Raw genomic sequence first — 21124 nt, 5'->3', positions numbered from 1 at the left:
CATAAGTCTAACGCCTACGCTGCCTGTGACTGCCTCTCCTTCGCCTTCGATTCCGACCACCTCCACCGCCACCACCGCCGCCGTTACCACTGCCGCCCGAGCCGCTGGAGCCGCTGGTCGAGCCGCCGACACCCGAAGTGCCGCCGCCGTGTCCGCTTCCCGAACTGCTGCTCGAACTCGTGCTGCCGGACACGCCTGCGCCAACACCACCCGCGCTGGCGGAACTCGACGATGAACCGCCGCGTCCGCCCTGACCGCAATTGCCGTTGTTGTTGCTGCCGAAGCAGTTCTTCGGCAGGAAGACCGTGGCCGCGTCCGACGCTTCGCTCACGGTTTCCGTGCCTGGCGCGCTGCCGGTCGTGGCTGCGGTGCCGGGCTTGGCGCCCGAGCCTGAACCCGCGCCAGCCGCACTGCCCACGCCGACCGTACCGGCCGATCCGCTTGCGGGCAGGGGAGCGTCCGCGCTGAATGGCGAGGCGCCCGGAGTGGAAGACAGCTTGCCCGGCGAGCCCGAACCCGCGGCCCCTGCGGTGCCCGCCGTGCCGGCGGAACCCGGCCCAGAGGCATCGACCGGCATGCCGGCATCGTTGACTGCGCCACCGCTTGCCGGCAAGGCAGCATCGGCGACGACAATCCAGGTCGGGGACGTGACGTTGCTCTCGGCGTGTGCGCCGATGGCGGGCAGGAGCACGCTGGCTCCTGCCGCGCCGATTGCGACGATTGCGAGTCCTCGGCCAACCCCGTAGCAGTACTGATGAAATGATCTGTTCTTCATGACTTCCTCCCGGGAAGCGATGGCGCGTGTCCGCTTCGCTTCTCTTGCGCCTTGTGTCTGACGCTGCGCAACGACTGCGCGGGCGCCGACCCCCGTCAGGCTGAATCCGCCTTGCGCCGGTGTGCGTCCTTATCGTGGGAGCGCGTTGTCATGCCAGCCGAAGCGGTACACGTGGCACACGGCGGCTTTCTGATCGGATGGCCGGCTTATGCAGGAGTCCTTTCCTATTGTCGTATCCCCGTGAAGGGGCGGCAGACCGCAGGACGTCCATGCATGTTGTGGGGCCGGTCATCCGATTGCCCGCTGCGACGCTGTGCGCTATACGCCCCGAAACGTCGCTGGGCGGCTACCGGATGCCTGATATCGATGTAGCGAGTTCTATGCCATCGGCCTGAAAAGCCCATGTGTCGGGGACTTTACAATTGACCTATGGTGTCGGCGCTGAAAAAATCGCTGAAAACGTATCGGCGGTGAAACGTCTCAGTGTGGAATGGCGAAATCCGTTGCAAATGCGGACAGCACAACGAATTCGTCTGATTTTCAGCGCTTGGCGGGCGGGGTGTTGGCGTGCTGCAAGGCGCGCAATTCGTCGGCGGGAATGTGGCAATGGATGCGGTGAGCATCGGCATCCGCGTTGTCTGCCGCTGTCTCTGCAAATGGCGGAGCGGTGTCGTCGCAGATTGCGCCGAGCTTGCGCGGGCAACGCGCGCTGAAGACGCAGCCCGTGCCTGCTGGCGAAGGCGACGCACCGGCAGTGGACTCATCATCCACCGGATTTTCACGCGCCAACGAGCCCGCGTTGAGCAGCGTCTCGGTGTACGGATGGCAAGGGCCGCCGAGCACCGCGCCCGCCGGGCCGCTTTCCACCACGCGGCCCGCGTAGAGCACCATGACGCGGTCCGCGAGATAGCGCACCACGTCCAGATCGTGGGAAATGAACAGATAGCTCACGCCGCGCTCGCGTTGCAGACGCGCGAGCAGATTGAGGATCGCCGCCTGCACCGAGACATCGAGCGCCGAAGTCGGCTCGTCGCAGATCACCACGCGCGGCTCGCCCGCGAAGGCCTGGGCGATCGCCACGCGTTGCTTGAGGCCGCCCGAAAGCTGCCGCGCCCGCGCGTTGAGATAGCGGATCGGCACGCGCACCGCGTCGAGCAGGCTGGCGATGCGAGTCGCGTCGTCAGCGCCCGGGCGTTCGTCGGCGGCACGCACGAGCGCGCGGCTCACCAGCCGGTTCACCGGCAAGGCGCGATTGAGCGAGGCATCGGGATGCTGGAACACCATGCGCAGTGCCCGCAACGCCTGCGCATTGCGCCGCGCGAGGCGCGCCGCGAGCGGCTTGCCGTCGAGTTCCACCGCGCCGCCGGCATCGGCGGTATGCACGCCTAGCAGCAGTTTCGCGAGCGTCGTCTTGCCGCTGCCCGATTCGCCCACAAGCCCCAGCGTTTCGCCCGCACGCAATTCGAGCGAGACATCGTCGAGCACGCGCAATGCCCGCTCGCCACGGCCGAAAGTGCGCGAGAGATGCGTCGCGCGCAACACGACCGGCGCGTTTTTGTCTGTTTGTTCGTTTGTCTGTTGTATGCCGACTTCGGGCGCGCGCATTGCTGTCGGTGCGCTTGCGTACGCATCGATCGATGCATCGGCTGCGATCGAATCGCTTGCATTGGCCGCGTCCGAGGCGGGCAGCGCGATGGCGCGCTCGTGATAGTGGCAGCGCGACATCTGCTCGCCATGCGCGGCTTCCATGCGGTGCGGCGGCGGCGCGTGTTCGCGGCAGCGAGCATCGGCAAGGCGGCAGCGTGGCGCATAGATGCAGCCGTGCGTGAGCGTGCCGGGCGCGGGCAGTTCGCCAGCGATCGTGTCGAGCATGCCGTGCGCCTTGGTGCGGCCAGGCGCCGGCAGGCAGCGCAGCAGTCCCACGGTGTACGGATGACGCGCGCGCTCGAACACGTCCTGCGTCGCGCCTTCTTCCACCAGCCGTCCCGCGTAGAGCACGCCCACGCGTTCGCACATGCGCGCGATCACGCCGAGATCGTGGCTGATCAGCAGCACGGCCATGCCCAGTTCCGCGCGCAGTTGCGCGACCAGGGCGAGCACTTCGGCTTCGACGGTGGCGTCGAGGCCCGTGGTGGGTTCGTCGAGGATCAGCAGGGCAGGGTTCGAAGCCAGCGCCATGGCGATCACCACGCGCTGCTGCATGCCGCCCGAAAGCTGATGCGGCCAGCTTGCCATCACGCGCGCCGGATCGGCGATCCGCACGCGCGCGAGCATCGCGTGGGCCTGGGCGAGCGCGTCGGCGGCGCTCGCGCCCGCGGCTTCGAAGGCTTCGCTCAACTGGCGCGCGATCGTGAGCGTGGGGTTGAGCGCGCTCGCCGGGTCTTGATAGACCATCGATACCTTATGCGCGCGCAAGCGGCGCAGGCCCTCGCGATCGAGCGCGAGCACGTCTTCGCCCGCGATGGCGATGCGCCCGGATCTCACGCGGCCGTTGTGCGCGAGATAGCGCAACGCGGCGAGCGCGACCGTGGATTTGCCGCAGCCCGATTCGCCGACCAGCCCATAGGCTTCGCCGCGTTTGATGCGCAGCGAGACATCGGTGAGCACGTCGCGTTCGAGGCCGCGCACGCGGTAGGTCACAGTGAGGCCGACGAGGGCGAGCGCGTCGTCGGCGCGCGGCGCGCTGAAGGTCGCGAGGGCCGGGCGCTTTTCCGCTGGCAGGTCCGCGTTTTTGTCGACGCTGCTGGTCACGTTCTTGCCCGCGCTGTTGTCAGCATGATGCCGATTCACGATTCGAGCACCTCGCGCAGACTGTCGGCGATCAGGTTGACCGCGACCACCAGCGAGCCAATCGCGAGCGCATCGAACGCCACGGTCCACCACGCGCCGCCCGCGAGCAGCGCATACGATTCGGCCAGCGCGAGGCCCCAGTCGGCGGAAGGCGGCTGGATGCCGAAGCCGAGAAACGACAGCGTCGCCACCGCGAAAATCGCGTAGCCGAGCCGCACCGTGGCCTCGACGACAATCGGCGGCCAGACGTTGGGCAGGATCTCCGCGAACATCACAAAGAGCGCGCTTTCGCCGCGCAACTGCGCGCCGCTCACGTAATCCAGATGACGTTCCGCGAGCACGGCTGCACGCACGGTACGCGCCACGAGCGGCGCGAAAGTGATGCCGATCACCAGCACGACGGCAAGGTTCGATGCGCCCACGCCCGCAAGCACCAGCAGCGCGACGATCACGAGCGGCAGCGCGAGCACGGCGTCGAGCGCACGCGCGACCAGCGTGCCGGCCCAGCCTTCGAGATAGCCGGTGACGAGGCCGAGCGCCGCGCCCGCGAGCGTGCCCGTCAAGGTGGCGAGCGGCGCGATCGTGAGGATGTCGCGCGCTCCGACGATCACGCGCGAGCAGATATCGCGGCCGAGCTGGTCGGTGCCGCACCAGTGCGTGCGATCGGGCGGCATCAGCGAGCTGAGCGGATCGGACGCGTAGGCGTCGTAAGGCGCGATCCACACGCCCGCGATCGCGCAGACGATCCACGCGAGCAGGATCAGCGCGCCCAGCACGAAGGCGGGCGAGCGCAGCAGCAGGCGCAACGTGGCCGTGAATCTCGCCGATGCGCGTGAATCGTCGATTGATGCGGATACCGTATCGTTCATGCGGGTTTCATCGGCTGGCAGGGTTGCGCAGGCGCGGATCGAACAGCGCGTGCAGCAGATCCGCGCCCAGATTCGCGAGCGTATAGACGAGCCCGACCGTGAGCACGCCCGCTTCGAGCAGCGGAAAATCCTTCGCTTTGGCCGCGTTGTAGATCAGCGAGCCAATGCCCGGATAGCGGAACAGCGACTCCACCACCACCAGTCCGCCGATCAGATAGCCAAGCTGCGTGGCCGCGACCGTCACGCTCGGCAGCAGTGCGTTGCGCAGCACGTGGCGCACGATCACGGTATGACGCGGCAGGCCCTTGAGGATCGCGGTGCGCGTGTAGTCGGCGTCGAGCGCGTCGAGCATGCCCGCGCGCGCGATCCGCGCGAGATAGCCGAAGAACACCAGCACGAGCGGCAGCACCGGCAACACGAGATGGCGCAGCGTTTCGAATACGCCGGCATCGGGCGGCGCGACGGCTTCGATCGGCAGCCAGCGCAGCCACACGCCGAACACGAGAATCAGCGCAATCGACGAGACGAACTCCGGCACCGCGCTCGCGCACAGGCCGAGCGTGCTGATGAGGCGGTCGAGCCAGCGTCCGCCGTACAGCGCGGCCAGCACGCCGCCGCCGATGCCCAGCGGCACCACCACGATAAACGCGAAAAAGCCGAGTTTCGCCGATTGCAGTAGCGCGTCGCCGACCATCGGCGCGACCGGCTGGCGGAAGGTCCACGAACTGCCGAAGTCGCCGCGCAGCGCATGGCCGATCCACGCGACGTATTGGTCGAGCAGCGGGCGGTCCGCGCCCAGTTGATGATTGAGCGCGGCGACGGCGCGTGCGTCGGCGAGCGGGCCGAGCACGGCGCGGCCGATATCGCCTGGCAACAACTGGCCGCCCGCGAACACCAGCACGGAAAGCAGCCAGAGCGTGAAGAGCGCCCACGCGGCGCGCTGGGCGAGAAAGCGCGTCGCGCCGCCGCCCGGCGTGAGGCGTCGAGACAGGCCGCGCGGTTTCGTCAGCGGTGTAGCCATGAGTGTGGCAAAAGCTGCAGGGTCCAATGCGGGCGCACGGCGAAATGCGCCCATGACGTCGCGACGACTCAGCCCGAAAGCGTGGCGCGATCGAAATACAACTGCGCGAGCGCGGTGAAATGCACGCCCGACAGCGTGGTGCGCTGCGCGATCAACTGGTCGTAGAAGTACGGAATGATCATCGGCGTTTCGTCGAGCAGCAGCGTCTGGATCTGCGCGGACACCTGCTTTTGCGCGGCCACGTCGAGCGTCGCCACGAATTGCGCGACCAGCTTGTCGTACTGCGGGTTGCGAAAATGCGCCGCGTTCCACGTGCCGCCGCTCGTCAGCGGCGCGTTGAGGAACACGTTCGGCACGCCGCGATGGCCGTAATCGGTGATGCCGAGCGGCGCGTCGAGCCAGTCCGATTTGCCGTAGGTGCCCGCGCCGTAATACTGCGACTGGCTCTCGACTTTCAGCGCGATACGCACGCCGATCGCCTTGGCCGCGTTTTGCACGACCACGGCCAGATCGGGAATCTCCATGTACTTCTCGGTCGTGAGCGTGACGTCGAAGCCATTGCCCACGCCCGCCTGCGCGAGCAACTGGCGTGCCTTCACGAGATCGACCTTGCGTTGCGGCACGGTCGTGGCCGTCGAGGGGAAGATCGGCGCGAACGGGCTGTCGTTGCCCACCACGGCGCGGCCCTTGAAGAGCCCGCGCACCATCACGTCGCGATCGAGCGCGAGCGCCAGCGCCTGACGCACGCGCTTGTCCTTGAACTGCGCGACGTCGTTGCGCATGTGGATCTGGCGATGCGCGCTCGAACGCACGCCGATCACCTTGAAATCCGGGTTGTTGAGAATGCCGATGCCGCCCTGCACGGTGAAGGTGCCCATCACATCGGCCTGACGGCCTTGCAGCGCGAGAATCTGCGCCTGCTCGTCGGCGTAGAAGGCGAACTGCACGCGCTCGGGCAGCGCCTTGTCGCCCCAGTAGCCGTCGTGGCGCACGAAGCTCGCGCCGCGCCGCGCCTCGTATTTTTCGAGCTTGAACGGCCCGGTGCCGATAAAGCTTTTCTCGTAGTTGCCCGCGTAATTGGCGGGCAGCAGCACGGCGTTGTAGTTGTCCGAAGAAACGTAGTAGGGGAAGTTGCCGTTGGGCGCGTCCAGATGAAACGCGACGGTGTGTTCGTCGACGAGCTTCGTGCGGCCCTTCGAGAGCACGCCCTTGAGCACCGAAAGCGCGGCCGAGCCGCTGGCCGGATCGGCGAGACGGTCGAAGGTGGCCACCACGTCCTTCGCGCCGAATGGCTGGCCGTCGTGGAATTTCACGCCGGGGCGCAGCTTGAAGGTCCAGACATCGGCCTTGGCATTCGGTTGCCACGAGAGCGCGAGCGCCGGTTGCAGATGGCCGTCGGCGTCGTCGTTGACGAGGAATTCGCCGGTCTGGTTCAGCAGACACAGCGCGCCCGCATCGGTGACGGTGAGCGGATCGACGGCGCCTGCGGGCATCAGATGCGCCACGCGGATCGTCTGGTTGCCGGGCTTGCCGGCGCTCTGGGCGCGCGCGGCGCGTGGCGCGAGCAGGCCGCCGCCCGCGAACGCGAGACTCGACAGCCCGAGCACGCCCGCGTAGCGCAGCAGTTCGCGCCGTGTGAGGCGGCCCGCGAGCAATTCGTCGAGGGCGTGATTGCCGTAATCCCCGGCGCTGGCGCGCCAGGATTCGAGATTGGGGGAGACGTTGGACTGCGGACGTTTCATCGGCGCGTATTTCCGTGCGGTTCCGTGGATGGGCGTGGCCGCTGGGAAGCGGGGGAAGCGGTCACGACGGCGGCATGCGGTGCGGCTGACGACGAATGAAGCTGGCGACGATCCGGCGATCGCCATGGTTGGCAGGCCAGTTTACGCGTTTTCCGGGATCGGCACGAGGCCAGGGTTCTGCGGGGTTGCGCTCGCGCGCGGCGCATGGCCGCGCTTTCGCCGGAATCGATGTGACAGCGGCGCGAACCTCCGCTATCGCGCGGGAGGCGTCAGAGCGCGCCCGAGGCGGCGGCAGGCCGACGCCAGCGATGGAACAGCACCGAGCCGATCCAGCAGGCGATAAAGAGCGCGACGATGCCATAGCCCAGTTCGCCGAAGCGGTCGTTGAGGCTTGACGCGAGCGTCCACACGCCGCCGCTCGCGCCGAGCTTGTCGCCGATCAGACCGATCGCTTCCACGCCGCCGATCACGATCGCCACCAGCGCGGACACAAAGGTGATGCTCGCGTTGTAGTAGAGCTTGCGTCTGGGGTCGTCCATGGCCCAGCCGTAGGCGTGCACCATCAGGACGTTGTCGGTGGAATCGACGAGCGTCATGCCGGCCGTGAAGAGCGCGGGGAACACGAGGATCGAGTACATCGGCAGGCCCTTGCCGGCTTCGGCGGCGGCGATGGCGAGCAGGCCGATTTCGGTGGCCGTATCGAAGCCCAGACCGAACAGCACGCCCACCGGATACATGTGCCAGCTTTTCGTCACGAGCTTGAAAAGCGGACGCAGCGCGCGCGAAAAGAGGCCGGCGGGCGCGATGTCCTGTGCCGCGAGCGCGGTGCTTGCATCGCTATTCGGTGCGCGCCCGGCTTGCCGGTAACGCCGCCACACATCGCGCAGAATCACGAGATTCACGCCCGCGAGCACCAGCAGAAAACCTGAAGACACCAGCGTGCCGATAGTCGAGCCGATCTCGTGAAACTGCTCGAAGCGCCCGTGCAAAGTCAGCGCCGACAACGCGATGCCGATGGTCGCCGCAATCACGATGCTCGAATGCCCGAGCGAAAACGCGAGGCCCACGCCCAGCGGCTGCTGGCCGCGCTGCATGAGCTTGCGTGTGACGGCGTCGATGGCGGCGATGTGATCGGCGTCCACGGCGTGGCGCAAGCCGAAGCCATAGGCGAGCAGCGCGGTGCCGAGCAGCAGCGGATAGTGGCGAAAGGCGATCAGCGCCCATGCCCAGGCGCCGAGGTTCGCGGCGATCAGCACGGCGTAAAGCGGAATCAGGCGGGTGAGCAGGCGCTGGGCGGGCTGTGTCATGCGTTCAATGATCGTGCGGATGGCGATGGATCGGATCGACCCAGTAGACGGTTTCGGGGGCTTCGACGGCGTCGATGTTCAGGTTCACGACGACCGCCTCGTTGTCGCTGCGCACGAGCACGCATTCGAGCGGATCGTCGGTGCTCGCGTTGATCTCCTGGTGCGGCACATAAGGCGGCACGAAGATGAAGTCGCCGGGACCGGCTTCGGCGGTGAACTCCAGATGCTCGCCCCAGCGCATGCGCGCGTGGCCGCGCACCACGTAGATCACGCTTTCCAGCGCGCCGTGATGATGCGCGCCGGTCTTCGCGTTCGGATGAATCGTCACGGTGCCGGCCCAGATCTTCTGCGCACCCACGCGCGCGGCGTTGATGGCGGCGGCGCGATTCATGCCGGGCGTCTGCGCGGTGTTGCTGTCGAGTTGATCGCCGCGGATCACCTTGACGCCGTTCTCGCGCCAGTCGACCGGCGCGCTTTCGTCGTGATCGTGGTGATCGTCGTGATGATGTTCGTGGTCGTGACTCATGGTCGTGTCTCCTTGCGGTGGCTTGCGTCGTGCGAGCCGCGCGCAGCGTTGTCGCTGCATTGTGTCATGGTCAAAATTTCGCCGCGCGCGCGAAAAAAAAGCCCGTCCGGCAGGGGACGGGCTTTCGTGTGCGACCTCAGACGCGTTACGACTTCTTCGCGTTGATGACGGCTTCGGCCACGTTCTGCGGCGTTTCCGAGTAGTGCTTGAACTCCATCGTGTACGTGGCGCGCCCTTGCGTGAGCGAGCGCAGCGAAGTGGAATAGCCGAACATTTCCGAGAGTGGCACTTCGGCGCGCACGATCTTGCCGCCGCCGCCCGCAATGTCTTCCATGCCCTGCACGATGCCGCGACGGCTCGACAGATCGCCCATCACGTTGCCCATGAAATCCTCGGGCGTTTCCACTTCCACGGCCATCATCGGTTCGAGCAGAATCGGCTTGGCCTTGCGCATCGCTTCCTTGAAGGCCATCGAACCGGCCATGCGGAAAGCGTTTTCGTTCGAGTCCACGTCGTGGTACGAACCGAACGTGAGCGTCACCTTCGTATCGACGACCGGATAACCCGCGAGCACGCCGGCCTTCAGCGTCTCCTGGATGCCCTTGTCGACAGCCGGAATGAATTCGCGCGGAATCACGCCACCCTTGATCGCATCGACGAATTCGTAGCCCTTGCCCGGCGCCTGCGGTTCGAGCGTGATGACCGCGTGACCGTACTGGCCGCGCCCGCCCGACTGCTTGACGAACTTGCCTTCGACATCCTCGACCTTGTTCTTCACGGTCTCGCGATACGCGACCTGCGGCTTGCCGACGGTCGCTTCCACGCCGAACTCGCGCTTCATGCGATCGACCAGAATTTCCAGGTGCAGCTCGCCCATGCCGGAAATGATGGTCTGACCGGACTCTTCATCTGTCTGCACGCGGAACGACGGATCTTCCTGCGCAAGACGATTGAGCGCGATGCCCATCTTTTCCTGGTCGGCCTTGGTCTTGGGCTCGACGGCCTGCGAGATCACCGGTTCCGGGAAGATCATGCGTTCGAGCACGATCGGGTTGGCGGGATCGCACAGCGTGTCGCCCGTCGTGGCTTCCTTCAGGCCCACGGCGGCGGCGATGTCGCCCGCGCGCACTTCCTTGATTTCCTTGCGCTCGTTCGCGTGCATCTGCAGGATGCGGCCCAGACGCTCGCGCTTTTCCTTGATCGCATTGAGCACCGTGTCGCCCGATTCCACCACGCCCGAATAGACGCGGAAGAAGATCAGTTGGCCGACAAACGGGTCGGTCATGATCTTGAAGGCGAGCGCGGAGAACGGCTCTTCATCGTTCGGATGACGCTCGATTTCCTTGTCGTGCAGGTCGTGGCCCAGAATGGCGGGCACATCGACCGGCGAGGGCAGATAGTCGATCACGGCATCGAGCATCGCCTGCACGCCCTTGTTCTTGAACGCGCTGCCGCACAGCATCGGCACGATTTCGCCGGCGATGGTGCGCTTGCGCAGCGCGGCCTTGATCTCGTCTTCGGTCAGGCTTTCGTGATCTTCGAGATACTTTTCGAGCAGCGCTTCATCGGCTTCGGCGGCGGCTTCGACCATCTTGTCGTGCCACTCCTTCGCCGTCGCGACGAGATTCGCCGGAATCTCTTCGTACTCGAACTTCACGCCCTGGCTTTCGTCGTCCCAGACGATCGCCTTCATCTTCACGAGATCGACCACGCCCTGGAAGTGATCTTCCGCGCCCACGGGAATCTGGATCGGCACCGCCACGCCTTTCAGACGCTCGCCGATCTGCCGCTGCACGCGGAAGAAGTCTGCGCCCACGCGGTCCATCTTGTTGACGAACGCAATGCGCGGCACCTTGTACTTGTTCGCCTGGCGCCACACGGTTTCCGACTGCGGCTGCACGCCGCCCACCGAGTCGTACACCATGCACGCGCCATCGAGCACGCGCATGGAACGCTCGACTTCGATCGTGAAGTCCACGTGCCCCGGGGTGTCGATGATGTTGATGCGGTGTTCGGGATAATTGCCGGCCATGCCTTTCCAGAACGCAGTCGTCGCGGCCGACGTGATCGTGATGCCGCGTTCCTGCTCCTGCTCCATCCAGTCCATGGTCGCCGCGCCGTCGTGAACCTCGCCGAGCTTGTGATTCACACCGGTATAGAAAAGGATGCGTTCGGTCGTGGTGGTTTTGCCGGCATCGATGTGGGCGCTAATGCCGATATTGCGATAGCGCTCGATGGGAGTCTTGCGAGGCACGGTGATCTCCTTGGAAAGACGCGCCATGGAAAGTGCCGGGCGGCGCGCGGCGCGGCCTGCGCGCGGTCCGGCGGCCCGCGCGGACGGCTTGCCCGGATGGAATCGGGCGAGCCGGTGCCGCGCGGCGGATTACTAGGATAGCGCTTGCGCGTGGCTTTTGCTGGTAACGGTGCCGCCGCGGCCCGGCGGGCCTTGCCAGCCGGCGCGCGGACGTAAAAAAACCGGCGCCGCGCGCAGCGGGGCCGGTTTTTCGAGGCAGGCGGAGGGCGCGCGCGCGGCGACGCCGGATGCCGCGCTTACTGCATCGGCGGCAGGCCTTCGATCTTCATGCCGGGCTTGATGCCCTTCGACGTGAAGAAGCCCTTGCTCATCTCCAGCGCATACACGCCGTTATTACGCGGGCAATGGTTGTTGGTGGTTTCGGCCTGCATCTCGTCGATGTCGGTGATCGTGCCGTCGGCGCGCATGAAGGCGATCGACAGCGGGATCAGCGTGTTCTTCATCCAGAAGCAGTGCACGGCGTTTTCGCCGAACACGAACAGCATGCCTTCGTTAGGCGCGAGCTGCGTGCGATACATGAGACCTTGCTCGCGGTCCTGATCGTTCGCGGCTACGGCGGCGTCGATCACGAACATGCCGGCCGTGAGCTTCAGGCGCGGAAAATCGCCGGGCTGCTTCGCGCCGGGCGGCATCTGCTGGGCATGCGCCGGCGTGCTGATCAGCGCCGTCGACAGCGTGAAGGTCGAGACGGCGGCAAACGCAGCGGCGAGCGCGCAACGCGCGATAAACGGGCGCAGGGAAAATCGCACGAGAAAGCTCCTGGGTAGGGATTAGTCCGCGCATGTTACGCGAGTCGGTCGGCGCGGGTCAAAACTCGCAGCAGCATGACGACGCGCCGCGATGTTGCAGCGTGCATGCGCACAGCTTTTAACAGCGATATGTCGAGACGACATAAACAAAAAGGCAGAGCGCCTTGCGACACTCTGCCTTTCGAACGAAGCGAAGATCGGCGCTGAGCGCAGTTCTTCGAAACGTCTTACAACAAGCTTACTCCGAAGCTGCCGAAGCTGCTTCAGCCTTCGCTGCTGCCTTCTTGTGCGACTTCTTGTGCGACTTCTTGTGCGAAGCCTTGTGTGCCGACGAAGCAGCAGCTGCCGGAGCAGCCGAAGCAGCTTCCGGAGCCGAAGCTTGTGCGAATGCAGCCGATGCGAAGAGGCCAGCGACCAGAGCAGCGATCAGTTTGTTCATTTTGTGAATCCTCAGCTTGAGTTAATTAACCAAGTGACCCGGTTATTGGATCAGGTCGGTAAACGTGCCATCCACCTTTCGGTTGACAGTCGGATCGACAAATTCGTGCGAACTTGCAATTCGTGTCTGCCAGCGGTCGGGACCGTGCATTGCTGCGAGGACCCTGAAGGCTGAATGCCGGATAGCTTCGGCGGCATCTGCGTGGTTTAACGCATGGTCCGCACAGTCGGTTGACGCGAAGTTTTCATTTGCTTCGCGTTTTTTTGACGATGCGCGGCAACTGAAAGGCGCAGGGTTTTAGCCTGCATTTGCAGGCTAAAAACAGGAAAAGTGCTTGTGCAACAGTTACTTGTGCGTGCGTGGCGCATGCGGGGCGGGTTTCCACGGCGCATCGGTGGGCACATCGACGCTCTCGCCGGGCGCAAGACCCAGCGAAAAAATATCGAGCGAGCCGATCGCAACACGCACGAGACGCAGCGTCGGAAAGCCAACGGCCGCCGTCATGCGCCGCACCTGGCGATTTTTGCCCTCGCTGATGGAGAGTTCGATCCAGGTCGTGGGAATCGCGGCGCGAAAGCGGATCGGCGGCGTGCGCGTCCAGAGCAGCGCCGCATCGGCATCGGAAATTTTTCGTGCCCGACACGGCTGTGTCACATAGTCGCCGACATCGACGCCGCGTTCGAGCGCGGCCAGCGCGTCGTCGCCGGGCGCGCCTTCGACCTGCGCCCAGTAGCGCTTGACGAGCTTGCGCTTCGGTTCGGCGATGCGCGATTGCAGGCCGCCGTCGTCGGTGAGCAGCAGCAGGCCTTCGCTGTCGGCATCGAGACGGCCAGCGGGATAGACGTTCGGCGTCTTGACCCAGTCGGCCAGCGACTGACGGGTCTCGTGCGGCGAAAACTGGCAGATCGTGCCGAACGGTTTATTGAGGGCGATCAAGCGCATGGCAAAAGAAACAAAAGGCAAATCAGGAATAGGGTAGCGACGCGATCTTAAAGCATCTCGCCGATCCGCCTGTCATGAGTCTTATATAAGACATGAGACATCATCGGCCGATGCGGGCGGCTTGAGGGCATCGGCACGGGCGTTCAGGGCGTGGGCTAGAATAACGGCCAGACCGGGCGCCGCGCAGCAGATTGTGTGCCGCGCGCTGCCCGAAGGCTGCACGCAAAATTAACGCATAGCGATCCGTTCGCGCTCCACAGACGATCCCCCTTCTGGAGTTGATCATGCCGTATCAGCACATCAAGGTCCCGGCGGGCGGTGAGAAGATCACCGTCAATCCGGATTTCTCGCTCAATGTCTCCGACCAGCCGATCATTCCGTATATCGAAGGCGATGGCACGGGCGTCGATATCACGCCGGTCATGCTCAAGGTGGTCAACGCAGCCGTCGAGAAAGCCTACGGCGGCAAGCGCAAGATTCACTGGATGGAGATCTACGCGGGCGAGAAGGCCACCCGTGTGTACGGCCCGGACGTGTGGCTGCCCGATGAAACGCTCGACGTCGTGAAGGATTACGTCGTGTCGATCAAGGGCCCGCTGACGACGCCGGTCGGCGGCGGCATCCGCTCGCTGAACGTGACGCTGCGCCAGCAGCTCGACCTCTACGTGTGCCTGCGTCCGGTGCAGTACTTCAAGGGCGTGCCTTCGCCGGTGCGTGCGCCGGAGAAGGTCAACATGGTGATCTTCCGCGAGAACTCGGAAGACATCTACGCGGGCATCGAATGGCCGGCGGATTCGGAAGGCGCGAAGAAACTGATCGCGTTCCTGCGCGACGAAATGGGCATTGCGAAGATCCGCTTCCCGGAAAGCTCGGGCGTGGGCGTGAAGCCGGTGTCGCGCGAAGGCACCGAGCGTCTCGTGCGCAAGGCGATCCAGTACGCGATCGACAACGAACGCCGCTCGGTGACGCTGGTGCACAAGGGCAACATCATGAAGTTCACCGAAGGCGCGTTCCGCGACTACGGTTATGCGCTCGCGCAGAAGGAATTCGCGGCGGAACTGATCGACGACGGCCCGTGGATGAAGATCAAGAACCCGAAGACGGGCGCCGATATCGTCATCAAGGACGTAATCGCCGACGCCTTCCTGCAGCAGATCCTGTTGCGCCCGGCCGAATACGACGTGATCGCCACGCTGAATCTGAACGGCGATTACATCTCGGATGCGCTGGCGGCGCAGGTGGGCGGCATCGGCATTGCGCCGGGTGCGAATCTGTCGGACTCGGTGGCGATGTTCGAAGCGACGCACGGCACGGCGCCGAAGTACGCGGGCAAGGACTATGTGAATCCGGGTTCGGAGATTCTGTCGGCGGAGATGATGCTGCGTCACCTCGGCTGGACCGAGGCCGCGGATCTGATCATCGCTTCGATGGAAAAGTCGATTCAACAGAAGCGCGTGACGTATGACTTCGCGCGGCTGATGGAAGGCGCGACGCAGGTGTCGTGCTCGGCGTTTGGCCAGGTGATGATCGATAATATGTGAGTTGGGTCAGGGCGCGATCTGGCCGCGCGATGACTCGTCAAAACCCGGTGGACCTTTGCGGTTGCCGGGTTTTTTCTTTGTCGGCGATTTGCTTAGTTTGACGAACTGAATTGTGCGGATTCGGATTTTGCGGATTCGAATGGCATCGGCGTGGCTGCGCTATCATGACGTCCATCCATCGCGCGTCGTTTTTCTCTCATGACGATTCTGTGTCGCCTTCTTTTCGTTTGTGTTTTCGCGCTGCTCGGCATGCGCGGCGCGAACGCGTGCGAACAGATGATGCACGGCGCGCAATCTGCTACCGCCGGACCGGCGATGCACATGGCGGAGCATATTCATTGCGACGCCGCCAATCGTCACGACAAGCAAGATAGCCCCGATTGCTGCCACCACGCGGGCTCGTGCAGTCAGGGTTGCGGCAGCCATTGCGGCGCGCTGCCGCTGGCATCGCACGTCGATCACTACACGCGCGCGCACGACGCGCCATCCGTGCCGGTTTCCGCCTTGCGCGCCGGCATTACGCACGCGCCTCTTTTGCCTCCTCCGATCGTCTGAACGCAGGCTCCAGGCCATCCATCGTTCGACGAGACTTCGCACGCCATCGCGCACCAGCATGAATCGCGTGCGAAAGCGATATACGCCAGCGCCGCGTGCCAAAGCTGCACGCCGCGCCGGTAGACGTATTTGAGGAATTCATCGATGAAACGCAGAGAATTTTTGTCTGGCGTGCTGGGCGCCGCAACGGCGACGCTGTTCGCGCGCGCGTCCGTGGCGGGCGAGGCCATGCCGGGCATGGGAAGCATGGGCGGCATGGCCGGTATGTCGGGCACGTCGGCCGAAATGCCCCACGCGCCCGCGCCGCTAGCCGCCGCTGACGCCTTGCCCGCAGGCGCACCGCTGGCCGCCTTGCGCACACTGGCGAACGAAAGCCGCGAAGCCGGCGTCTTCCGCGCGACGCTGATCGCGCAGCCCGCGCCCCGCGCCTTGCTCCCAGGCGTTGCGCCCACCACCTTCTGGCAGTACGACGGCGCGCAATCGTCCGATCATCGCGGCCCCGTGATCGGCCCGCTGATCGACGTGCGCGAAGGCGATCGCGTGGAGATCCGCTTCGTCAACCGTCTCGCCCAACCCTCGACGATTCACTGGCACGGCCTGCCCGTGCCGCCCGATCAGGATGGCAATCCGTCGAAGCCGATCGAACCCGGCGCGGAGCACACCTATCGCTTCACCTTGCCGAAGGGCAGCGCGGGCACGTACTGGTATCACCCGCATCCGCACATGCTGTCGGCGGAGCAGGTGTTTCGCGGGCTGGCGGGCCCGATCGTCGTGCGCGCCGCCGATGATCCGCTCGCGGCCTGGCCCGAGCGTCATCTGTTCGTCTCCGACCTGAAACTGGCCGCCGACGGCACGATCCCGGCCAACAGCATGATGGACTGGATGAACGGCCGCGAAGGTCAGTTCGTGCTCGCAAACGGCGCGCGCGAACCGCACATCGAAGTCGTGCGCGACGAGCGCTGGCGCGTCTGGAACGGCTGCAACGCGCGCTATCTGCTGCTGGCATTCGACGATGGCCGCGCCTTCGCGCAGGTCGGCACCGATGGCGGCTTGCTGGGCGCGCCGCGCGAAGGCGTGAGCTCGCTGCTACTCGCGCCCGGCGAGCGTGCCGAGCTGATCGTGCGCGCGGGGCAGGGCGCATCGGCTGCACGCCTGCTCGCGGCGCAATACGACCGCCGCAAAATGGCGATGACACACGGCAGCCTGCCGCCCACGCCTATGGCCACGCTCGCCCAGGTGAAATTCGCGCCACAGGAAGCGAGCAAGCCGCTACCGGCGCAACTGCGCCCGATCGAGCGGCTCGTGCCGTCGGACGTCAAAAAATCCGTGGTGTTCAGCGAGGAAATGGATATGCACGCGATGCACCAGTCGGGTGCATCGAAACGCAGCATGCCCCAAGGCATGCATTTCATGATCAATGGCGAGTCATACGATCCCGCGCGCGTCACGCTCACGAGCCGTCGCAATGAAGTCGAAACCTGGACGATTGCGAACCAGACCGACATGGATCATCCCTTCCATCTGCACGGCACGCAGTTTCAGGTGCTTGCGCGCGAGTCGGGTGGCCAGCGCATCGAGGAAACGCTGCTTGCGTGGCGCGACACGGTCAACGTGAAACCCGGCGAAAGTGTGCATCTGGCGACCGTTCAGCACGAGGCGGGCGATCGCATGTTTCATTGCCACATCCTCGAACATGAGGACCTCGGCATGATGGGGACGCTGCGCGTGATATGAGGCACGGCGTAATGACATCGATTCATATCGATTCATGCGCGCATCTAATGCCTCATTAACACGCGTGAATGAAATCAATGTGAAAAATTGTGAGTTGCGCCAGGTGTTTTATTCAAAATGCGTAGTGTGGAATATCACAGTCGAAAAAATCCGACGGACTCCACATTAACAAAAGCGTTTGCCCAAAAAAGAAACCCGGCCGAAGCCGGGTTTCCAAGGTACAGATATCGAACAGATCAGGCTGCAGACTGAATGTTCGATGCCTGTTTACCCTTCGGGCCTTGCACGACCTCGAAGCTCACCTTCTGACCTTCTTTGAGGGTCTTGAAGCCATTCATTTGAATAGCCGAAAAGTGAGCGAACAGGTCCTCGCCGCCTTCATCCGGCGTGATGAACCCGAAACCCTTCGCGTCGTTGAACCACTTGACCGTACCGGTTGCCATACCAACTTCCCCTGTAACTCATGTCACTACCACGAGCAGTTCGAAAAGCTAAACGATCGCGAAATGCGATCGCCCCCTCCTCACAAGCTCACCAACGGCATTTTTTCGAAATTAAAGGCGGTTGAAAAAAGTGCCAGCTTGATTGTTGAGGCTCTTTATTCTGGTGTCAAGAATATTTTGAGACGTGCTCGGACGCGTTGTAAAGATCGCATTTCCAGGGTTTTTCCGGCTTTTCTAGCGGCCATTGCTGCTGCGGCGCGCAACACGTTGCCTCAGCACGCATCCGGTTCGTTTTTTGTCCCTACCCGCACGATGGCGTTGAACCACGCATCTTGAAAAGTCGCATAATCGACTCACATGGGGAACACGCGGTTGCGAAGGCAGCGAGGGCAACGGCGGCGAGGCAGGGCGCACACGTGGCACGAAATCTGTTTGCATGCGTGCGCAGGCCGACAAAGCGTCGACGATAGGCCCGTAAGCGCTGCCCACGTGAGCGCGCAGGTTGTGCGATACTCGATTCGACGGTGGCCCGAAAGCTGCTGGCAGGAAGATTCGAACCGGCCCCGCAGCCGGGCGCCCATGCGAGATACTGATCTGGGCGAAGTTGATCGAGCCCGGAACGGGAAGGCGCAGGGATTGCTCGCAGTGATGAGGGCGCCGGAGCCAGCGTCACCGGACGGCCGGTCGGGTTTCGGCAGGATTGCGGGCCTGTCCGAGTTGTTTAGAATGGGTGTATGGCGATTATCCCGGACAAGCAGGATTCAACCGTACTGGAGCGGCAGGAGCAAAAGGTCAAACCGCCCTCCATGTACAAGGTCGTGCTGATGAACGACGACTACACGCCGATGGAATTCGTCGTGATGGTCGTGCAGGAATACTTTAATAAAGACCGCGAGACCGCAACGCAGATCATGTTGAAGGTCCATCGCGAGGGCAGGGGTGTTTGTGGGGTCTATACGCGGGACATCGCGTCGACCAAAGTTGAGCAAGTCGTTACCCACGCACGGCAGGCCGGGCATCCGCTGCAGTGTGTGATGGAGGAAGCATGATTGCCCAGGAACTGGAAGTCAGCCTGCACATGGCGTTCATGGAAGCACGTCAGGCGCGGCATGAGTTCATCACGGTCGAGCACCTTTTGCTGGCGCTGTTGGACAACCCAACAGCAGCGGAAGTGCTGCGAGCGTGCGCCGCGAATATCGAAGACCTGCGACAGAACCTGCGCAACTTCATTCACGACAACACCCCTACCGTGCCCGGCACGGATGATGTCGATACGCAGCCGACACTCGGGTTCCAGCGCGTGATCCAGCGCGCCATCATGCACGTTCAGTCCACTTCCAACGGCAAGAAGGAAGTGACCGGCGCGAACGTGCTCGTGGCGATCTTCGGCGAGAAGGACTCGCACGCGGTGTACTACCTGCAACAGCAGGGCGTCACGCGTCTGGACGTGGTGAACTTCATTTCGCATGGCATCGCGAAGACCGGCAGCGGCGAGTCCGCCAAGTCGAGCGACGCCAGCGCGGAAGCCGAAGACGCCGCAGGTCAGAAGGAAACCCCGCTCGCCCAGTTCACGCAGAACCTGAACCAGATGGCGAAGGACGGCCGTATCGATCCGCTGATCGGCCGCGAGTCGGAAGTCGAGCGCGTCGTGCAGGTACTCTGCCGCCGCCGCAAGAACAATCCGCTGCTCGTGGGCGAAGCCGGCGTAGGCAAGACCGCTATCGCGGAAGGCCTCGCCTGGCGCATCACGCGCGGCGAAGTGCCGGACATCCTTGCCGATGCCCAGGTCTACTCGCTCGATATGGGCGCGCTGCTGGCCGGCACGAAATACCGTGGCGACTTCGAGCAACGTCTGAAGACGGTGCTCAAGGAGCTCAAGGAGCGTCCGCACGCGATCCTGTTCATCGACGAAATTCATACGCTGATTGGCGCAGGCGCGGCATCGGGCGGTACGCTCGACGCATCGAACCTGCTCAAGCCGGCGCTTTCGTCGGGCACGCTCAAGTGCATTGGCGCGACCACGTTCACGGAATATCGCGGCATCTTCGAGAAGGACGCGGCGCTGTCGCGGCGCTTCCAGAAGGTCGACGTGATCGAGCCGACGGTCGAGCAGACCGTGGCGATCTTGCGCGGGCTGAAGTCGCGCTTCGAAGAGCACCACGGCGTGAAGTATTCGTCGGGCGCGCTCAACGCGGCGGCTGAGTTGTCGGCACGCTTCATCACGGATCGGCACTTGCCCGACAAGGCGATCGACGTGATCGACGAAGCGGGCGCGGCGCAACGCATCCTGCCGAAGTCGAAGCAGAAGAAGACCATCGGCAAGAGCGAGATCGAAGAGATCATCTCGAAGATCGCGCGCGTGCCGGCGCAAAGTGTGTCGCAGGACGATCGCAGCAAGCTGCAGACGCTCGACCGCGATCTGAAGGCCGTGGTGTTTGGCCAGGATCCGGCCATCGACGCGTTGTCGGCCTCGATCAAGATGGCGCGCGCGGGTCTGGGCAAGACGGACAAGCCGATCGGCTCGTTCCTGTTCTCGGGTCCGACCGGTGTCGGCAAGACCGAAGTGGCGCGCCAGCTTGCGTTCACGCTCGGTATCGAGCTGATCCGCTTCGACATGTCCGAGTACATGGAGCGTCATGCGGTGAGCCGTCTGATTGGCGCGCCGCCGGGCTATGTCGGTTTCGACCAGGGCGGTCTGCTGACCGAAGCCGTCACGAAGAAGCCGCATTGCGTGCTGCTGCTCGACGAAATCGAGAAGGCGCACCCGGACATCTTCAACGTGCTGCTGCAGGTGATGGACCACGGCACGCTGACGGACAACAACGGCCGCAAGGCGGATTTCCGCAACGTCATCATCATCATGACGACGAATGCGGGCGCCGACACGATGAACAAGTCGACCATCGGTTTCACGACGCGCCGCGAACAAGGCGACGAAATGGCCGATATCAAGCGCCTGTTCACGCCGGAGTTCCGTAACCGTCTGGATGCGACGATCAGCTTCCGTGCGCTCGATGAGGAAATCATCATGCGCGTGGTCGACAAGTTCCTCATGCAACTGGAAGATCAGCTGCACGAGAAGAAGGTCGACGCGCTCTTCACCGACGCACTGCGCGCGCATCTGGCCAAGCACGGTTTCGACCCGCTCATGGGCGCGCGACCGATGCAACGCCTGATCCAGGACACGATCCGCCGTGCGCTCGCCGACGAACTGCTGTTCGGCAAGCTCATGACCGGTGGCCGCGTGACCGTGGATGTGGATGCGGACGACAAGGTGCTGCTCACGTTCGACGAGCAACCGGCCACGCGTCCGCCGGAGGCGGTCGAAGTAGAATAAGCGGTTTCCGCTTCAGGCCAGCCGGAACGGCGCGGACTTC

The 21124-nt window shown here is 64.1% G+C and carries 18 protein-coding genes; 5 read left to right on the top strand and 13 right to left on the bottom strand.

Going from position 1 to position 21124, the window contains the following annotated elements:
* Nucleotides 1-7: 7 nt before the first annotated feature.
* From U5A67_RS27975 to U5A67_RS27925, 11 genes are all read right to left on the bottom strand, one after another.
* Entirely contained in the window at nt 8-775 is a 768-nt protein-coding gene (locus U5A67_RS27975; protein ID WP_321959760.1) for a hypothetical protein, read from the bottom strand.
* A gap of 540 nt (nt 776-1315) precedes the next feature.
* Nucleotides 1316-3496 (bottom strand): ABC transporter ATP-binding protein, encoded by a 2181-nt coding sequence (locus tag U5A67_RS27970; RefSeq protein WP_321816819.1) that lies wholly within the window; start codon nt 3494-3496, stop codon nt 1316-1318.
* Between the two features lie 65 nt (nt 3497-3561).
* A complete protein-coding gene (locus U5A67_RS27965; protein ID WP_205984624.1) occupies nt 3562-4434 on the bottom strand; it encodes an ABC transporter permease in 873 nt (290 codons plus the stop codon).
* Nucleotides 4435-4441: 7 nt separating this feature from the next.
* Entirely contained in the window at nt 4442-5455 is a 1014-nt protein-coding gene (locus tag U5A67_RS27960) for an ABC transporter permease (RefSeq protein ID WP_321816734.1), read from the bottom strand.
* 68 nt (nt 5456-5523) lie between these two features.
* Complete coding sequence (locus U5A67_RS27955) at nt 5524-7197, bottom strand: ABC transporter substrate-binding protein (RefSeq protein ID WP_321816735.1); 1674 nt, start codon at nt 7195-7197, stop codon at nt 5524-5526.
* 269 nt (nt 7198-7466) lie between these two features.
* The gene (locus tag U5A67_RS27950) at nt 7467-8504 is read right to left on the bottom strand and encodes a HoxN/HupN/NixA family nickel/cobalt transporter (RefSeq protein WP_321816736.1); all 1038 of its coding nucleotides are present in this window, start codon (nt 8502-8504) and stop codon (nt 7467-7469) included.
* Nucleotides 8505-8508: 4 nt separating this feature from the next.
* Nucleotides 8509-9030 (bottom strand): cupin domain-containing protein, encoded by a 522-nt coding sequence (locus U5A67_RS27945; protein ID WP_321816737.1) that lies wholly within the window; start codon nt 9028-9030, stop codon nt 8509-8511.
* Between the two features lie 145 nt (nt 9031-9175).
* Nucleotides 9176-11284 (bottom strand): elongation factor G, encoded by a 2109-nt coding sequence (gene fusA, locus U5A67_RS27940; protein ID WP_205984629.1) that lies wholly within the window; start codon nt 11282-11284, stop codon nt 9176-9178.
* A gap of 296 nt (nt 11285-11580) precedes the next feature.
* Nucleotides 11581-12093, bottom strand: a complete 513-nt coding sequence (locus U5A67_RS27935; RefSeq protein ID WP_205984630.1) for a DUF192 domain-containing protein — start codon at nt 12091-12093, stop codon at nt 11581-11583.
* A gap of 238 nt (nt 12094-12331) precedes the next feature.
* A complete protein-coding gene (locus tag U5A67_RS27930; protein WP_027817526.1) occupies nt 12332-12532 on the bottom strand; it encodes a hypothetical protein in 201 nt (66 codons plus the stop codon).
* A 345-nt stretch (nt 12533-12877) separates the two neighbouring features.
* On the bottom strand, nt 12878-13474 hold the full coding sequence (locus tag U5A67_RS27925) for a pseudouridine synthase (protein WP_205984631.1): 597 nt from the start codon (nt 13472-13474) through the stop codon (nt 12878-12880).
* A gap of 284 nt (nt 13475-13758) precedes the next feature.
* Here U5A67_RS27925 and icd point away from each other — a divergent pair, with 284 nt between their 5' ends.
* On the top strand, nt 13759-15015 hold the full coding sequence (gene icd, locus U5A67_RS27920; protein ID WP_205984632.1) for an NADP-dependent isocitrate dehydrogenase: 1257 nt from the start codon (nt 13759-13761) through the stop codon (nt 15013-15015).
* A 162-nt stretch (nt 15016-15177) separates the two neighbouring features.
* Here the strand turns inward: icd and U5A67_RS27915 are convergent, their stop codons facing one another.
* Nucleotides 15178-15630, bottom strand: a complete 453-nt coding sequence (locus U5A67_RS27915; protein WP_321816738.1) for a hypothetical protein — start codon at nt 15628-15630, stop codon at nt 15178-15180.
* Nucleotides 15631-15714: 84 nt separating this feature from the next.
* Here U5A67_RS27915 and U5A67_RS27910 point away from each other — a divergent pair, with 84 nt between their 5' ends.
* Entirely contained in the window at nt 15715-17304 is a 1590-nt protein-coding gene (locus U5A67_RS27910) for a multicopper oxidase family protein (protein WP_321816739.1), read from the top strand.
* 236 nt (nt 17305-17540) lie between these two features.
* Here U5A67_RS27910 and cspD read toward each other — a convergent pair whose 3' ends face one another.
* Nucleotides 17541-17747: a cold shock domain-containing protein CspD gene (gene cspD, locus U5A67_RS27905; protein WP_007586257.1), complete on the bottom strand. Its 207-nt coding sequence runs from the start codon at nt 17745-17747 to the stop codon at nt 17541-17543.
* Nucleotides 17748-17810: 63 nt separating this feature from the next.
* On the opposite strand from cspD, the gene U5A67_RS27900 reads away from it, so the two are divergent.
* From U5A67_RS27900 to clpA, 3 genes are all read left to right on the top strand, one after another.
* Complete coding sequence (locus U5A67_RS27900; protein ID WP_205984765.1) at nt 17811-18083, top strand: hypothetical protein; 273 nt, start codon at nt 17811-17813, stop codon at nt 18081-18083.
* A gap of 398 nt (nt 18084-18481) precedes the next feature.
* Nucleotides 18482-18796 (top strand): ATP-dependent Clp protease adapter ClpS, encoded by a 315-nt coding sequence (clpS, locus tag U5A67_RS27895; RefSeq protein ID WP_028213389.1) that lies wholly within the window; start codon nt 18482-18484, stop codon nt 18794-18796.
* The gene (gene clpA / locus U5A67_RS27890; protein WP_321816740.1) at nt 18793-21084 is read left to right on the top strand and encodes an ATP-dependent Clp protease ATP-binding subunit ClpA; all 2292 of its coding nucleotides are present in this window, start codon (nt 18793-18795) and stop codon (nt 21082-21084) included. The genes clpS and clpA overlap by 4 nt, the downstream gene beginning before the upstream one ends.
* The last annotated feature ends 40 nt before the right edge of the window (nt 21085-21124 follow it).

Source organism: Paraburkholderia sp. J69-1 (genome assembly GCF_905220255.1).
Lineage (GTDB): Bacteria > Pseudomonadota > Gammaproteobacteria > Burkholderiales > Burkholderiaceae > Paraburkholderia.
This window is presented reverse-complemented; position numbering and strand designations above follow the sequence as displayed.

What these genes read in the sequence shown, in the direction of transcription:
- U5A67_RS27975 (WP_321959760.1), bottom strand. Translation starts at nt 775, where the DNA reads ATGAAGAACAGATCATTTCATCAGTACTGCTACGGGGTTGGCCGAGGA.
- U5A67_RS27965 (WP_205984624.1), bottom strand. Translation starts at nt 4,434, where the DNA reads ATGAACGATACGGTATCCGCATCAATCGACGATTCACGCGCATCGGCG.
- U5A67_RS27960 (WP_321816734.1), bottom strand. Translation starts at nt 5,455, where the DNA reads ATGGCTACACCGCTGACGAAACCGCGCGGCCTGTCTCGACGCCTCACG.
- U5A67_RS27955 (WP_321816735.1), bottom strand. Translation starts at nt 7,197, where the DNA reads ATGAAACGTCCGCAGTCCAACGTCTCCCCCAATCTCGAATCCTGGCGC.
- U5A67_RS27950 (WP_321816736.1), bottom strand. Translation starts at nt 8,504, where the DNA reads ATGACACAGCCCGCCCAGCGCCTGCTCACCCGCCTGATTCCGCTTTAC.
- U5A67_RS27945 (WP_321816737.1), bottom strand. Translation starts at nt 9,030, where the DNA reads ATGAGTCACGACCACGAACATCATCACGACGATCACCACGATCACGAC.
- U5A67_RS27930 (WP_027817526.1), bottom strand. Translation starts at nt 12,532, where the DNA reads ATGAACAAACTGATCGCTGCTCTGGTCGCTGGCCTCTTCGCATCGGCT.
- U5A67_RS27925 (WP_205984631.1), bottom strand. Translation starts at nt 13,474, where the DNA reads ATGCGCTTGATCGCCCTCAATAAACCGTTCGGCACGATCTGCCAGTTT.
- icd (WP_205984632.1), top strand. Translation starts at nt 13,759, where the DNA reads ATGCCGTATCAGCACATCAAGGTCCCGGCGGGCGGTGAGAAGATCACC.
- U5A67_RS27915 (WP_321816738.1), bottom strand. Translation starts at nt 15,630, where the DNA reads ATGCTGGTGCGCGATGGCGTGCGAAGTCTCGTCGAACGATGGATGGCC.
- U5A67_RS27910 (WP_321816739.1), top strand. Translation starts at nt 15,715, where the DNA reads ATGAAACGCAGAGAATTTTTGTCTGGCGTGCTGGGCGCCGCAACGGCG.
- cspD (WP_007586257.1), bottom strand. Translation starts at nt 17,747, where the DNA reads ATGGCAACCGGTACGGTCAAGTGGTTCAACGACGCGAAGGGTTTCGGG.
- U5A67_RS27900 (WP_205984765.1), top strand. Translation starts at nt 17,811, where the DNA reads ATGCGATCGCCCCCTCCTCACAAGCTCACCAACGGCATTTTTTCGAAA.
- clpS (WP_028213389.1), top strand. Translation starts at nt 18,482, where the DNA reads ATGGCGATTATCCCGGACAAGCAGGATTCAACCGTACTGGAGCGGCAG.
- clpA (WP_321816740.1), top strand. Translation starts at nt 18,793, where the DNA reads ATGATTGCCCAGGAACTGGAAGTCAGCCTGCACATGGCGTTCATGGAA.